The sequence below is a fragment of the Luteibaculum oceani genome (assembly GCF_007995015.1).
In the GTDB taxonomy this organism is placed as follows: domain Bacteria; phylum Bacteroidota; class Bacteroidia; order Flavobacteriales_D; family Luteibaculaceae; genus Luteibaculum; species Luteibaculum oceani.
Genome location: NZ_VORB01000012.1, coordinates 1 through 14,168, shown reverse-complemented (window position 1 = coordinate 14,168; position 14,168 = coordinate 1). Strand labels below are relative to the sequence as shown.

The window sequence follows — 14,168 nt, the reverse complement described above, 5'->3', positions numbered from 1 at the left end:
AATAAATAACTCACAGCTTGTAAATACCCCGGCTATTTTGGTCGGGGTATTTTTTTGTGAAAATCTTCGAGAGGCCAGGCCCACGGTACTCCAAGATGATCTTCCCAATCGTCGTAAAGGCCTAATCCAATATTGGGTTTTATTATGGGAATCCCCTTTTTATTTAACCACGAATAAGGGGTTAGTCCTCTTTTATTCCATAGACATAAATACAGTTCATATGTTGGTCCCAGGCCAGATTGTCCCGCTTCTATAGAAATGTAGGAAGTATCGTTGCTTTTATTGTATTTAAGTGTGCCTTCAAGGTCTATGGAGGGCCAAGTATTTTCGTCTAGGTCAGACAAAGTAAAAGGCTGCTTATCGGCTCCGTGTATGCTTACAAGCAGTTTATTGCCCTTATTTCTCCACAAGTGCAATTGCCTTCCGGTACTGTCTTGCCAAGCTCCTAAAAAGCATCTAGGAAGCCATATTAACCTATTTAGTAGGGGAGTTAGTGGCATAATAGGGGGAACATAGTCAATTTTAAAAATGGGGATAAAAATATTGACAAGTGTTGCTTGAAATATTGACAAAAAAAAAGCCATCAACCTTAAGATTGATGGCTTTCCATAGTAGCTAAATAGATATTACTTGATCTCTACAAGCTTAAGTTCGAAGGTTAAATCTTGTCCAGCAAGTGGGTGATTTGCATCCACTACGATATCGTTATCTAATACCTCAGCAATGCGAAGTTGTTGCTCACCACCATCTTGAGTAGTAGCAACTAATCCCATACCAACCTCTGGTTGCATATCTTGTGGAAGGTTAGATTTAGGTACCTTTTGAAACAATTCTTCTCTTACCTCTCCGTAAGCTTCTTCTTTAGGAATGGTAATGGTTTTACTCTCGTTTACTTCCATATCAATCAATCCCTTTTCGAATCCTGGGATTAAAGCGCCTTGTCCTAAAGTAACTTCTAACGGATCGCGCTGCAATGAGCTATCAAATACTTGTCCGTCGTTTAATTTACCAGTGTAATGCACCTTAATAGTGTCATTCGCTTTTACTTTACTCATGTTACTTTTTTCTAAATTCCATGCAAAGGTAGGGACTCTTATTGGGCTTAACGATTATTTCGGAAGAAATTCTGTTAATTCCCCTGATTATCCGATACTTATCTTAAAATATCCAATCGCTGGGAGTCTAGTCTAAGCACTATGGCTATCATAACAAAAAAGGATAGCAGGGAGCTACCTCCGTAGCTAAAAAATGGAAGGGGAATTCCAATTACCGGAGCCAGTCCAATAGCCATACCAATGTTTATGGTAAAGTGTAGGAATAGAATACAAGCGACACTATACGTGAATATCCTAGAGAAGCTACTTCGCTGCCGCTCGGCTATGGCCGTAAGCCTAATTAATAATGCTATGTATAAGATTATTACAAAGGCGGTTCCTAAGAATCCCCACTCTTCTCCAACGGTACAGAAAATAAAGTCTGTACTCTGCATGGGAACGAATTTAAATCGAGTTAAAGACCCTTGTAAAAATCCTTTCCCCGCAAATCCACCGGAGCCTATAGCGATTTTACTTTGCCTTACGTTGTATCCCGCACCTTGGGGATCGTCGTCTAATCCCAGTAAAATCTCGACTCTCTTCTTTTGATGAGGGCTTAATCCTTTGTTAAATACAAAATCCACCGCCCCACTAAAAAGCATGGATGCTACGGTTAATGCCGCTATAATCCACATAAACTTCTTTCTACTTCTCTTTAAAACAAATCGCTTAGCAATGAGAAAGGAAATTGTTCCAAGTGAAAAGAGTATCCCCATGAAATAATATTTCCCATTTACAACAATGTCTGAAAAGGGAAGGGCATAGCTGTTGTTTTGCATGATAAGCACTAAAACCGCTATAAAAAGGGCCAGAATAGCCGAAAAAATTATGTTTCCTACTAACTCTTCTCTGTACAACACCAGAAAAAAAGCAGAGAAAACAATTGCTGTTCCCGTATCGGGCTGAAGAAGAATTAAAAGAGCTGGAAAACCAATGCACAGGGCAATTTTAAAGTAAAGAGAGGCAGAAATATTTTTACTCGTATCTCTTAAAATATTGGCGATAAATAAACAAGTTGCGAGCTTGGCGAATTCAGCAGGTTGTATACCAAAAGAGCCGATACCGAACCAAGATTTTGCTCCATTTACCTCTTTTCCGACCAAGAGTACAAGTACCAGTAGTAAAGTAAATATGATGTAGATAACAGGGGCAATCCTGAGGAAAAGGAAACCATCGGTAAGTAAAATTATAAAGCCCGCCACAACCGCAATAACCATCCACATCCCTTGTTTTCCATATTCCTGATTAAGAGAAAAAATATTGGGATAGGACTCATTAAAATTGGCCGCATAAATATTAATCCAACCGAAAAGCGCCAATAAAACTACTATGGCCACCAATAGCCAATCTATGTTGCTCCAAATTTTATTTCTACGGTTATCTATCAAAGTAAATCGGCATTAAACATTCGGTCTTCTAAAGTCTTCCTGGTAATTTTTCGGGTTAGATATTTCTCAATAGTTAAACTGGCAATAGGGGCAGCCCAGGTACTTCCAAATCCAACATTTTCTACGTAAACCGCCACCGCAATTTTAGGATTGCCTTTTGGGGCGAATGCAATAAAAATTGAGTGATCTTTCCCGTGTGGGTTTTGTGCAGTTCCTGTTTTTCCACATACCGAAATGCTATCGGAGAAATGTGCTCTTCGTCCGGTACCATTTAAGACCACGTTTTCCATTCCGTCTACCACCAATTCCCAGTACGTAGAATCTATGTCTATTTTATTTTTCTGGGTATATATTTCTGGTAGTGAATCTGGATTATTCTCGAATTTTTTAATGAAATGTGGGGTTATATAGTACCCTCTATTGGCAATGGTTGCACACATATTCGCCATTTGCACTGGAGAAATTCCAATTTCCCCTTGTCCTATAGCTAGCGATATGATGGTAAGACCTTTCCATCTATTGCGTCCGTAGAATTTATCGTAGTACGTTGTTTCGGGTATAAAACCGCTGTTTTCAGATGGAAGATCTATTCCCAGAGATTTACCTAATCCAAAATCACTTAGATAGGTTCTCCATTTTTTATAATTCGCTTCGGTGTCACCACCATTGTCCATTAAATTCTTAAAAACATTGCAGTAATAGGCGTTACAGCTGGTGGTGATTGAATAATTAAGACGCACTGGACTGCTGTGGTCGTGGCAACCTACTTTGCCGCCCGGATAAAAATAACCACCCCGACATCTAAAAGAGGTATTGGGATCGATTACCCCCTCTTGTAGACCAATAAGCCCATTGATCAATTTGAAAGTAGACCCAGGAGGATACCTCGACATTAAAGCACGGTTAAAAAGAGGTTTAAGGGTATCGCGGAGTAGTTTGTTGTAGTTTTTACTTCTTACGCGTCCTATTAACAGGTTGGGGTCGTATTTTGGGTTATTGGCTAGTGCTAAGATTTCGCCCGTTGAGGGTTCGATGGCAACAACCGCTCCTCTTTTACCCTGAAGCAATTTTTCTGTGTATTGCTGTAATTCGGCGTCTAGGCTTAAATAAATGTTTTCTCCAGCTCGGGGTAAGGTGTCATACAATCCATCTTTGTACGATCCTTGGGTATTGTTGTGAACATCTACAACAACGTAGTTTACTCCCCTTTCTCCACGTAAAACCTCTTCGTAGTATTTCTCTATTCCATTGTAGCCAACGTAATCGCCCTTTTTGTAATAAGGATTTCGTTCTATCTGTGGACCAGAAACTTCGCCAATGTAACCTAGTACGTGAGCCGCAGTTCTTTGTGGATAGGTTCTTAAGGTTCTACTTTGACCATAAAACCCAGGAAATTGATAGAGTTGCTCGGCTATTTTCCCGTAATCCCCGGCCGGTATTTGTTTCTCGAAGATTGATGCTTTACGGTATGAATAAGCCTTGGCAGCTTTGATGCGCTTGATAAAATCTTCTTTACTCACACCCACCAAATCGCAAAAAAGGGCAGTATCCATAGGTTCCAGATCCCTTGGAAGTACCATTAAGTCGTAAACGGGGATGTTTGTGACTAATTCTTCGCCATTTCGGTCGAAGACAATACCCCGGGCAGGATACTGGATGATTCTTCTCTCCGACATGCTCGCCGCCTGGGCTTTCCAGGAATTGTCAACTACTTGGAGGAAAAATAAACGAACTAGAAAAATAAATCCAATTAACACAAAGAGTACCAGCAGTACCGGTCTTCTGGAATAATTGGACATGGAATTATTTTCTTTTTTGGTTAGCGAATAGGACTTCGGCCAAAATTATCAGTAAAAAACTAAATAACGTACTCAGAAGGGCTCTTCCCTGTATTTTAAAAAAGCTGCTCAATTGGAATTGCGAAAGATTAAAATACCAAAGTGAGTGGGCCAGCAGAATGAATAAGGTTAGGGTAAGAAACCATTGTAATCCTGGTCTAAACAATCCAGGTTCCTGAATCTCCTCTAATTCTTCTCTACCACTAATAAGAGCGATTATTTTCGGTTTTAAATAACCGAGGATTAACCCGCATGATGCGTTTAATCCATAGGTGCCAGTAAATACATCCACCAATAATCCAATGGCCAAACCAATTAGCATGGATGGAATAGTTGGGATTTTAACAGGAAGCTTTATAATGGCCAGTGGGTAAATAAAAAGCACAACCCAAGTACCCATAATATTTACTTGGTCTAAAATCCATACTTGGATAAGAACAATTAAAAGGGTTCTGAGTAGTATTTTAGCTAGTTTTCCCAAGGTTTAATCTTCTAAGTTTTCTAATTCTTCTTTATACACATGTTTTACTAAAATCACATTTCTGAGTTTAGCAAAATCAACGGAAAGATTAACAGTAATATCTAATTTGCCTAGTTCGGGTTTCCTATTTATTTCCTCAATGGTTCCAACCATAATGCCCCTTGGGAAAATTGCAGACGCCCCACGAGTAACAACCGTATCACCTTCGGTAACATCGGCATAATCTGCCATATCATATAGATTGGCGTGGCGAATGTCATTTCCATTCCATCTAAGCAGTCCAAAGAAGTTTTGATTTTTAATTTCAACACTTGCTGTAAACCTATTATTGATAATAGGCATGGCTATTGCATAGTTATCCGAGACCTTGGTTATTACCCCTACCAACCCCTCAGAAGCGATTACACCCTGGCCTACAGTTACCCCGTGTAAACGACCTCGGTTTATAGTTAGATTGTTTCTGGGTTTCGATACTGTGCTATTAATTACCTCTGCGTCTTGGTAAATATAGATTTGTCTGTAAAGTGTATCGTTTTGTTCAAATTGTTCAGAGGGAATTACCTCGAAAGCATCCTTAGATTGATTTTTTAATCGCTCTATTTGCTCGTTCAATTTTCGGTTTTGCTCTCTCAGATTAAAATATCCACTTACGTTGTTTTTAAGACCGTAGAAATAGCCTGAAACCTCAGCTGTATTTTTTGCAAATACAGCTTGTTGCATGGATCCTGAACGGTATAACCCTCCCAAACAAAAAAAGAGCAGCACCACAAGAAGTAGTTCTGCTCTAATTCTGTAGAAGAATGCAAAAACGTTACGCATATTTTCTTCCTAAGTTGCTAGTCTCTAATTAAGAACTTGAACTTATCGATATTTTTAAGGGCTATACCTGTACCACGTGCAACGGCTCTAAGAGGGTCGTCGGCAATGTGAACTGGTAATTTAGTCTTTTGAGAAATTCTTTTGTCTAATCCTCTTAGCATGGAACCACCTCCTGCTAAATAGATACCCGTTTTGTAGATATCAGCTGAAAGTTCAGGTGGAGTCATTTCTAATGCGGTAAGAATAGCCTCCTCAATTTTTGCAATACTCTTATCTAGTGCGTGTGCAATTTCGGAGTAGGTTACCATTATTTCTTTGGGAACCCCAGTCATAAGGTCTCTACCTCTAACCGCGTAGTCTTCTGGTGGATTGTCTAGTTGGTCTAGCGCAGCACCTACTTCAATTTTAATTTTCTCCGCAGTACGCTCACCAATTAAGATGTTGTGTTGGCGACGCATATATTCTTCAATGTCGTTGGTAAATTCATCTCCAGCAACACGGATAGATTTATCACAAACGATACCACCCAGCGCAATTACAGCAATTTCTGATGTACCTCCACCTATATCGATAATCATGTTACCCATAGGTTCTTCCACATCAATTCCAATACCTATTGCTGCTGCCATAGGCTCGTGAATCAAGTACACTTCCTTAGCACCGGCGTGCTCTGCAGAATCCTTTACCGCTCTTTTTTCCACCTCAGTAATTCCAGATGGAATACAAATCACCATTCTTAGGGCTGGAGTAAAAACTCTGCTTCCCGAATAGATCATTTTAATGAATCCACGAATCATGTGCTCTGCAGCATAAAAATCTGCAATTACACCGTCTTTAAGTGGGCGGATGGTTTTAATGTTTTCGTGCGTTTTACCATGCATCTTTTGTGCTTGCCTTCCAATGGCAATCACCTTAGACGTTGCACGGTCTTGAGCAACAATTGATGGTTCGTCTACAACAACTTTGTCGTTGTAAATAATTAATGTGTTCGCGGTACCAAGGTCAATGGCAATTTCCTGCGTAAATAAGTTTTTCCAACCCATTGCTTAATGGTGATATCAATGTTTAAAGTGACGGTTACCAGTAAAGACCATAGCCATACCGTTATCGTCACAAAATTTAATAGAAAGTTCGTCTTTAATACTTCCTCCCGGTTGTATAACCGCTGTTATTCCTGCTTTGTGAGCAATTTCAACACAGTCGGGGAAAGGGAAGAAGGCATCGGATGCCATAACAGCACCTTCTAATGAAAAATTAAACGTTCCAGCCTTGTGTATAGCTTGTTGTAGCGCATCTACACGACTTGTTTGGCCGGTTCCGCTAGCCAAAAGCTGCCCGTTTTTAACTAATACAATTGCGTTAGACTTGGTGTGTTTTACAAGTTTGTTTGCAAACTCCATATCCAACAACTCTTGTTCGGTTGCAGCTTTTTTAGTTTTTAATTCAAACGACTCTTTGCGGTCTGCAATGTTGTCGATATCCTGAACTAAGTACCCATTTAACACAGTTCTTACGTGTTTAGGGTTTCTAGTAAAGTCCTTAAGTTTTAAAATCCTGCGATTTTTCTTTGCAGCGAGAATTTCTAATGCGTCTGCATCAAAATCAGGTGCTACCAAAATCTCGAAGAATAGTTTGTTTACCTCCTCGGCGGTGGCTTTATCAATTTTTTGATTACAGGCTAAAATTCCACCAAAAGCAGAAACTGGATCACCTGCAAGGGCATCTTTCCATGCCTCTAATACGCTGTTTCTTTGTGCAAAACCACAGGCATTGTTGTGTTTTATCACCGCAAAAACTGGTTTTTCGGTGCCAAAATCCTCAACAAGTGCAAGGGCAGCATCTAGATCTAATAAGTTATTGTAAGAAAGTTCTTTACCATTTAATTGCTCGAAACAAGCATCTAAATTCCCGTAATAAGCTGCTGCTTGGTGTGGGTTTTCTCCATAGCGAAGTGGGGTAGAATAGGTTTCGCTAAGCTTTAAACTCGATCCGTTATTTCCTTGGTTGAACCAGTTGAATATTGCAGTATCGTAGTGCGAAGAAACATTAAATGCCGAAGTGGCTAGATTTCTTCTTACTTCCTCGGTTGTACCCCCTTGATGGGCTTTCAAACTATCAAGAAGATCGCCGTATTGCTGTTTCGAAGCAACAATGGCTACATCGTTAAAGTTCTTTGCTGCACCGCGAATAAGAGAAATTCCACCGATGTCAATTTTTTCAATGATTTCCTGATGACTCAACCCTTGAGCAACGGTATCTTCGAATGGATATAGATCTACAATTACCAAATCAATTTCAGGAATTTGGTATTCCTGCATCTCCTGGATATCACTATCGTTTTCACGTCTACCTAATATCCCACCGAATATTTTTGGATGTAAAGTTTTTACTCTCCCCCCTAAAATAGATGGATACGCGGTTAAAGCTTCCACAGGAATTACCTCACAACCGTAATCTTCAATAAATTTTTGAGTTCCTCCGGTAGAGTATATCGCAACATCATGAGCTCTTAACTCATCTAAGATGGGTTCTAATCCTTCTTTGTTAAAAACAGAAATGAGTGCGGATCTAACTGGCTTTACTTTTGACATGAATCTCTGAAAAATAGTGCAATATTACTGCTTTAGTTCCTTAATTACCAATTTGTAAGGCCCCGTTTTGCGTTCGATAGCAAAGATTTTGCTGCATTTTTTCCTGGGAGGAAAATAGTTGTGATAATCGGTAGCGATTTTTGATGCTTTTAATGGATATTTGGGCATGATTTTACTGAAGCTTCTCAAGGAAAGTTGGGTATTTGCATATCAGGGATTGGTGTTAAATAAGTTGCGTTCTCTGTTGTCGCTATTGGGGATAACCATTGGTATTTTTGCCATTATAAGTGTTTTAACCCTAGTAGATTCTCTGGAAAAAGGAATTAGAGATGGAGTTGCAACATTGGGTGATGATGTAATTTTTATCCAAAAATGGCCTTGGGGTGGAGGGCCTAACTATGAGTGGTGGAAGTTTTTTAAGCGCCCTCAACCGCTTCCTTCGGAGGTTAGATTACTCGAAGCTTACGATCTTCCTGTACTCGGAATAGCATACACTGGTGAATTTAGAAGAAAGGTAGAGTACGGAAAGGCTACCCTACAAGGGGTTAGTGTTAATGCGGTTTCCACTGGCTACGACAAGGTTAAAAATTTGAGTATTAGCTCTGGAAGATACTTTACCGATAAAGAAATTAGAGGGGGAAGCCCGTTGGCAATAGTAGGATACGGAATTGCCGAGAACTTTTTTGGGGATTCAGAATTAGCCCTGCTAAAGGAAATTAAAATAGCCGGCTTAAGAGTTACCATAATAGGTGTACTGGAGAAAGAGGGAGATGGCATTTTTGGAAACTCTGCAGACGAGACCGTTGTTGTACCCGTAAACTTTGCAAAATCCTTAACCAATGTTAGAAATGTTGATGCGGCCATTATGGTTAAAGCGGCTGCTGGAATTTCTAACGACCAATTAAAAGATGAGTTGGAAGGCACCATGCGTGCTATCCGGAGAATAAAACCCAAAGAGGAAAGCGATTTTGCATTAAATGAATCCTCCTTGATTAATAATCAACTCGATGAATTCTTTGGGGTAGTAAATATGGCAGGTTTCTTAATTGGGTTCCTGTCTATTATTGTAGGTGGATTTTCCATAGCCAACATTATGTTTGTGTCGGTAAAAGAGCGCACAAACCTAATAGGTATTCAAAAAGCATTAGGCGCGAAGAATTATTTTATCCTGCTGCAATTTCTATTCGAGGCCGCTTTCCTAGCCGTTGTAGGTGGATTAATAGGCTTGTTTGTGATTTTCTTAATGACCGTAACCGTTAGCACCTTTACTGACTTTGAGTTGGCATTAAGTTTTAAGAATATTTTGCTTGGAGTGGGAATTTCTGCCACCATCGGAGTGTTGTCTGGTATTGTACCTGCGTTCTTTGCTTCTAGGCTTGATCCCGTAATCGCCATTCGAAGCAATTAATTCTTGGTTTGTACCATTTGGCGGATTCTTTCGTTTTATTGGATAAAGCCTAAAATGATGATTCAGATTACGTTAAAACAACTTCTTACCGTAGCAGGATTTACCCTTTTTATTTTGGTAATTCCATTCATTGCAATGGGAATTTCGGATCAGGTAAATTGGTCGGGGATGGATTTCTTAGTGGCAGGAATTTTAGTTTCGGGCTTAGGTATGTCACTTGCAATTATTCGCAATGGGATAACAAACAAGGGTAAACGACTTATAATTATTGCCCTAGTTCTTTTTACATTTATATTGCTATGGCTAGAATTGGCGGTAGGGATTTTTGGAAGTGTTATTGCGGGAAGTTGAAAGGCATTTAATTAAGATTATAGTTTACCACCCCTTCCCTGTGCTATACGCTTGTACTTTTCCATTTTCCTTTGCTAAAAAGCCATAAGGTAAACAGACCAACTCCCGCTTCGGAGAAAAATACCGCCCAGAATACACCGCTCGATTTCCAATCGAAATAAATTGCCAATAAATAAGCCAGTGGTATTTGTATTAGCCAGAAGAAAACCACGTTAATTTTTGTAGGCGTCTTGGTGTCACCGGCTCCATTGAATGCCTGTACCGCCACCATCCACCATCCATAAATAAAATAGGAGTAGGAAAGAATTTTCAACCACTCAGATCCTATTCGAATAACTTCCGTATCCGTGGTGAATATTCCGATTAAATTTTCCCTGAAGAAGTAGAATACGATGGATACCAAAATGAGAAATCCCATATTGTAATAGCCTATTTTCCAAACGGTAGTTTCTGCTCTATCGGGTTGTTTTGCCCCAAGATTTTGCCCCACCAAAGTTGCTGCTGCGTTAGATAATCCCCAGGCAGGCATAAGTGTAAACATCATAAGTCGGATGGAAATGGTAGCTCCCGCAACGGCAGCTTCTCCAACATCTGCCAGTATTCGCATCAAGAATATCCACGATGTCATAGATATTATCATTTGCCCTATTCCGCCAATTGAAGTTTTTAAGATGTTTAGGGCAACGGAGCTCTTCCATTTTAACTGGTCTAAACGCGGCTTAAGATGTTTGCTTCCTTTGAATAGAACGTACAATTGGAAAAGTACCCCTATTCCTCTTCCTAAATTAGTCGCTATGGCTGCTCCCTCAATTCCAAAGGCCGGAATGGGACCCAAACCAAAAATGAGAACAGGATCGAGGATAATGTTTAATCCGTTTGATAGCCATAACACACGCATGGCGATTGCTGCATCACCAGCTCCACGAAAAATGGCATTTATAACGAATAGCAACATAATTACCACGTTTCCACCAAGCATCCACTGGGCATAGGTATAGCCTTGATTTAGCGTCCATTGGCTAGCCCCCATAAGTGCTAGTAACTCTTTGGAGAAAAATAATCCAGCAATGGCGAAAGGAATTGAGCATAGAAGACCTATAATTATGGCCTGGTTGGCAGCTATACCTGCTTCGCTTTGCCTCTTCTCGCCAACTCTTCTGGCAATTATAGCAGTAACTCCCATTGATAAACCCATTGCAACGGAGTAGAGTAGGAAAAGATAGGTCTCGGTTAAGCCAACGGTTGCCACTGCCTCAGCCCCAAGCTTTCCCACAAAATATATGTCCACCACGGCAAATGTGGACTCCATTACCAACTCGAGTATCATGGGCACAGCAAGAAGAAAAATGGCTTTTTTTAAGTCGATTTTTGTATAGTCTACTTCACTGCCTTTAATGGCGTCTTTAAGCGCTTTCCAGATGTTTTTTCTACTAGCCATTTCCTCAAATTGAAGGCTAAATATACACTACAAGAATGGTTGAAATGAAAAGGGAGTCTCAATAAGAAAGAATTGGTAGGAGTGTAGTGGGTGTTAATTTTCTCAATTTCTATTTTGGGGAGAAAATTAGCTACCCAATAATAACTAAGGAAATAAAAAACCCCGTACTACAGTAGCACGGGGTTTAAAAAATGGATTGAGGAAATTTTATTCAGCCATTCCCATTTCTACTTCCTCCATAGGTTGAGGAATCGCAGTTTTGGCTGGTCTTTCAACAATATTTAATTCATTGATAATGTTTTGAGCTCCAGCCATCTTATCGATTACGAAAAGGATATATCTGGCATCCACACAAATGGTTCTCTGAATTTCTGTTTCAAAAGAAATGTCTCCAGACATTGCTTCCCAGTTGCCATCGAATGCACAACCAATAAGCTCTCCGTTGGCGTTAATTACTGGAGATCCTGAGTTTCCACCTGTAATATCGTTGTTGGTGATGAAACAAGTCACAAGCTCTCCTTTTTCGTTAGCATATCTTCCAAAATCTTTTTTCCCGTATAGCGAAGAAAGCTTTGCTGGTACAATAAATTCTGGATTGGTAGCATCTTCTTTCTGCATTACCCCTTCTAGAGTAGTGTAATAGTTGTATTTAACTCCATCAGCAGGCTCGTAAGAACCAACCGTTCCATAAGTTAAACGCATGGTTGAGTTAGCATCTGGGTAGTATTTTTTGTTTGGATTCATTTCTCTTAATCCAGCTACAAAAAGACGGTTTCCTTTATCCAGCTTTGCATTAGCTTCCTTATTCATTTCGTTGCTAGCGAAATAAAGGCTAAGGAAGTTTGAAGAAGCTTTTCCGATTTCATCTGCGTCAAGTACCTTTTGACTTGGAGATTTTAAGAAGGCTTCAAATCGAGCTTTACTGGTGTAAATAGATTTATCCCATGTTTTGCTTATGTACTTGTCTACATCTCCTTTGTATTTTCCAACTACAACTTCTTTGATGTAGTCAGGAAGTTGGTCTGCAGGAACATTAGCGATGTACATTTCAAGCATTTGCCTGTATAACTCTTTTTCAAGTGGACCGTGGAAATCTTTGAAATTACCTTCTGCAAGTTGCTCAAGTTTTGGTTTAACCGACTCCATCATAGATGCATCGTTAATAACTGGCTCCAACATACGTTGTGCACGGAAAGCAAAAAGAATTGGGTTTGCCCCAGTAATTCCAGCTTCAATAAGGTAGGTTCCTGCAATGGCAGTCTTAGAAAGTTCGTTAATTCCCTCTTCCATTAACTTAAGTGCCTCACCATACTTAGCATTTTTCTCAGGATTCTTATCCAACCAAGCCTTAAATTCATTCTCAAGTGCAACCTTTTTGTCGTAAACATTATTTTGTTTCAACTGCTTTTGTTGTCCGATAAAATATTTCCAATAGTTAGAAATTGAAGCATACTTCGAAGCGTACTGAATTCTAACCGCTTTATCTTGATCCATGAATTTTTTCATGGTGTTAAGCTTGGTATCTCTAATTTCTACAATGGTTGGCTGTCTGTAGTCCAGCTCCATTTGTACTCCATAAGATGAAAGGTATCTGTCGGTAGAACCCGGGTAACCCATTACCATCGCATAGTCACCTTCTTTAACACCTTTAATAGAAATAGGTAGGAAGTGCTTTGGTTGGATAGGCTGGTTCTCTTTACTGAAATCAGATGGGTTTCCTTCTGCATCTCCATACACACGAAGAAGAGCAAAGTCACCCGTGTGACGAGGCCACATCCAGTTGTCAGTATCACCACCAAATTTTCCTATTGCTTCTGGTGGAATACCTGCTAAGCGTACGTCGCGGTATGTGGTATAAACGAAAAGGTAAAATTCATTTCCGTTGAAAAAAGATTTCACTCTAGCATCGTATACTGTACCTTCAATTGCTTTTTCTTGAATTCCTTTAGATACCTCAGCAATTTTAGCATCGCGTTCAGCTTCGGTCATATCATCGGTAAGTTCACTTAAAATTTGGTTGGTAACATCTTCCATACGAACAAGGAAAGATGCAGTCATACCAGCATTTGGAAGCTCTTCGTCGTAAGACTTGGCCCAAAATCCTTCCTCTAGGTAATTATTTTCGGTAGATGATTGTGCCTGAACCGCACCGTATGCACAGTGGTGGTTTGTAAGTAATAAACCATTTGGAGAGATAGCCTCGGCAGTACATGAACCGCCAGAAAGCATAACAATGGCATCTTTTAAACTTGAATTGTTAACTGAGTAAATTTCTTCTGCAGTTAATTGAAGCCCTTTGGCTTTCATATCGGCATAGTTAAGTCGCTTAATAAGTAGCGGTAACCACATACCTTCATCGGCCTTAACAGCCGGAGCGATAAATAGTGTTGCTAGTAGAACAACTAATATTCTTTTCATGAAATGGTAATTGTATTGTTTGGCCGCAAATATAGACCAACACTAAGGATAAAGAAGCGCATAAATGCCTGTATGGTCGGAATCTTATTTGGGTGGTTTTATTTTGTTCATAGCTCGTAGCTCATAGTTCATAGGTGGTGTAGGGGGGTGAATGGATGAAGTGATGAAGGATGAATGGATGAACTGATGAAAGATAAATTGATGAAGGGTTTTTCCCTGAATTCGAATATGGCTTACGGGATCCCTCTTTCCGCTTCGCTGCAATCGGGATGACCGCCTTGATTACAACGTAAAAAGCCAAGGCCGCGGGCGTGCTAATTAGCCAATAAGCCAATTCGCCAA

13 protein-coding genes are annotated in these 14,168 nt (G+C 39.9%); 2 read left to right on the top strand and 11 right to left on the bottom strand.

Annotated elements, in window-relative coordinates:
- Nucleotides 1-32: 32 nt before the first annotated feature.
- The 8 genes from FRX97_RS11595 to purH form a co-directional block, all read right to left on the bottom strand.
- Nucleotides 33-500: a hypothetical protein gene (locus FRX97_RS11595; protein ID WP_170227127.1), complete on the bottom strand. Its 468-nt coding sequence runs from the start codon at nt 498-500 to the stop codon at nt 33-35.
- A gap of 126 nt (nt 501-626) precedes the next feature.
- Nucleotides 627-1,055 carry an FKBP-type peptidyl-prolyl cis-trans isomerase gene (locus FRX97_RS11590; protein WP_147015385.1) on the bottom strand — a complete coding sequence of 143 codons (429 nt, stop codon included), beginning with the start codon at nt 1,053-1,055 and terminating at the stop codon, nt 627-629.
- Between the two features lie 98 nt (nt 1,056-1,153).
- Nucleotides 1,154-2,482 carry a rod shape-determining protein RodA gene (rodA, locus tag FRX97_RS11585; RefSeq protein ID WP_223266622.1) on the bottom strand — a complete coding sequence of 443 codons (1,329 nt, stop codon included), beginning with the start codon at nt 2,480-2,482 and terminating at the stop codon, nt 1,154-1,156.
- Nucleotides 2,479-4,281 (bottom strand): penicillin-binding protein 2, encoded by a 1,803-nt coding sequence (gene mrdA / locus FRX97_RS11580; protein WP_147015384.1) that lies wholly within the window; start codon nt 4,279-4,281, stop codon nt 2,479-2,481. Before mrdA ends, rodA begins: the two co-directional genes overlap by 4 nt.
- Nucleotides 4,282-4,285: 4 nt before the next feature.
- On the bottom strand, nt 4,286-4,801 hold the full coding sequence (locus tag FRX97_RS11575; protein ID WP_147015383.1) for a hypothetical protein: 516 nt from the start codon (nt 4,799-4,801) through the stop codon (nt 4,286-4,288).
- 3 nt (nt 4,802-4,804) lie between these two features.
- Complete coding sequence (mreC, locus tag FRX97_RS11570) at nt 4,805-5,620, bottom strand: rod shape-determining protein MreC (RefSeq protein ID WP_147015382.1); 816 nt, start codon at nt 5,618-5,620, stop codon at nt 4,805-4,807.
- 17 nt (nt 5,621-5,637) lie between these two features.
- Nucleotides 5,638-6,663 carry a rod shape-determining protein gene (locus FRX97_RS11565; RefSeq protein ID WP_147015381.1) on the bottom strand — a complete coding sequence of 342 codons (1,026 nt, stop codon included), beginning with the start codon at nt 6,661-6,663 and terminating at the stop codon, nt 5,638-5,640.
- Between the two features lie 15 nt (nt 6,664-6,678).
- The gene (purH, locus tag FRX97_RS11560) at nt 6,679-8,211 is read right to left on the bottom strand and encodes a bifunctional phosphoribosylaminoimidazolecarboxamide formyltransferase/IMP cyclohydrolase (RefSeq protein WP_147015380.1); all 1,533 of its coding nucleotides are present in this window, start codon (nt 8,209-8,211) and stop codon (nt 6,679-6,681) included.
- Between the two features lie 166 nt (nt 8,212-8,377).
- Between purH and FRX97_RS11555 the strand changes: the two genes are divergently transcribed.
- Together FRX97_RS11555 and FRX97_RS11550 are read left to right on the top strand one after the other, a co-directional pair.
- Entirely contained in the window at nt 8,378-9,619 is a 1,242-nt protein-coding gene (locus FRX97_RS11555) for an ABC transporter permease (protein ID WP_147015379.1), read from the top strand.
- 57 nt (nt 9,620-9,676) lie between these two features.
- Entirely contained in the window at nt 9,677-9,970 is a 294-nt protein-coding gene (locus FRX97_RS11550; protein ID WP_147015419.1) for a hypothetical protein, read from the top strand.
- A 43-nt stretch (nt 9,971-10,013) separates the two neighbouring features.
- On the opposite strand, the gene FRX97_RS11545 is transcribed toward FRX97_RS11550, so the two are convergent.
- From FRX97_RS11545 to FRX97_RS12385, 3 genes are all read right to left on the bottom strand, one after another.
- Nucleotides 10,014-11,408 carry an MATE family efflux transporter gene (locus FRX97_RS11545; protein WP_147015378.1) on the bottom strand — a complete coding sequence of 465 codons (1,395 nt, stop codon included), beginning with the start codon at nt 11,406-11,408 and terminating at the stop codon, nt 10,014-10,016.
- Nucleotides 11,409-11,615: 207 nt separating this feature from the next.
- The gene (locus FRX97_RS11540) at nt 11,616-13,826 is read right to left on the bottom strand and encodes a S46 family peptidase (protein ID WP_147015377.1); all 2,211 of its coding nucleotides are present in this window, start codon (nt 13,824-13,826) and stop codon (nt 11,616-11,618) included.
- Between the two features lie 121 nt (nt 13,827-13,947).
- Nucleotides 13,948-14,168, bottom strand: a 221-nt coding sequence (locus tag FRX97_RS12385) for a hypothetical protein (RefSeq protein WP_223266621.1), incomplete at its 5' end; no start/stop codon positions are given.

Bases quoted from the DNA above. Each gene is read 5' to 3' on its own strand.
- FRX97_RS11555 (WP_147015379.1), top strand. From the start codon at position 8,378: ATGATTTTACTGAAGCTTCTCAAGGAAAGTTGGGTATTTGCATATCAG.
- FRX97_RS11540 (WP_147015377.1), bottom strand. From the start codon at position 13,826: ATGAAAAGAATATTAGTTGTTCTACTAGCAACACTATTTATCGCTCCG.
- FRX97_RS11550 (WP_147015419.1), top strand. From the start codon at position 9,677: ATGATTCAGATTACGTTAAAACAACTTCTTACCGTAGCAGGATTTACC.
- mrdA (WP_147015384.1), bottom strand. From the start codon at position 4,281: ATGTCCAATTATTCCAGAAGACCGGTACTGCTGGTACTCTTTGTGTTA.
- FRX97_RS11545 (WP_147015378.1), bottom strand. From the start codon at position 11,408: ATGGCTAGTAGAAAAAACATCTGGAAAGCGCTTAAAGACGCCATTAAA.
- FRX97_RS11565 (WP_147015381.1), bottom strand. From the start codon at position 6,663: ATGGGTTGGAAAAACTTATTTACGCAGGAAATTGCCATTGACCTTGGT.
- purH (WP_147015380.1), bottom strand. From the start codon at position 8,211: ATGTCAAAAGTAAAGCCAGTTAGATCCGCACTCATTTCTGTTTTTAAC.
- FRX97_RS11595 (WP_170227127.1), bottom strand. From the start codon at position 500: ATGCCACTAACTCCCCTACTAAATAGGTTAATATGGCTTCCTAGATGC.
- mreC (WP_147015382.1), bottom strand. From the start codon at position 5,620: ATGCGTAACGTTTTTGCATTCTTCTACAGAATTAGAGCAGAACTACTT.
- FRX97_RS11590 (WP_147015385.1), bottom strand. From the start codon at position 1,055: ATGAGTAAAGTAAAAGCGAATGACACTATTAAGGTGCATTACACTGGT.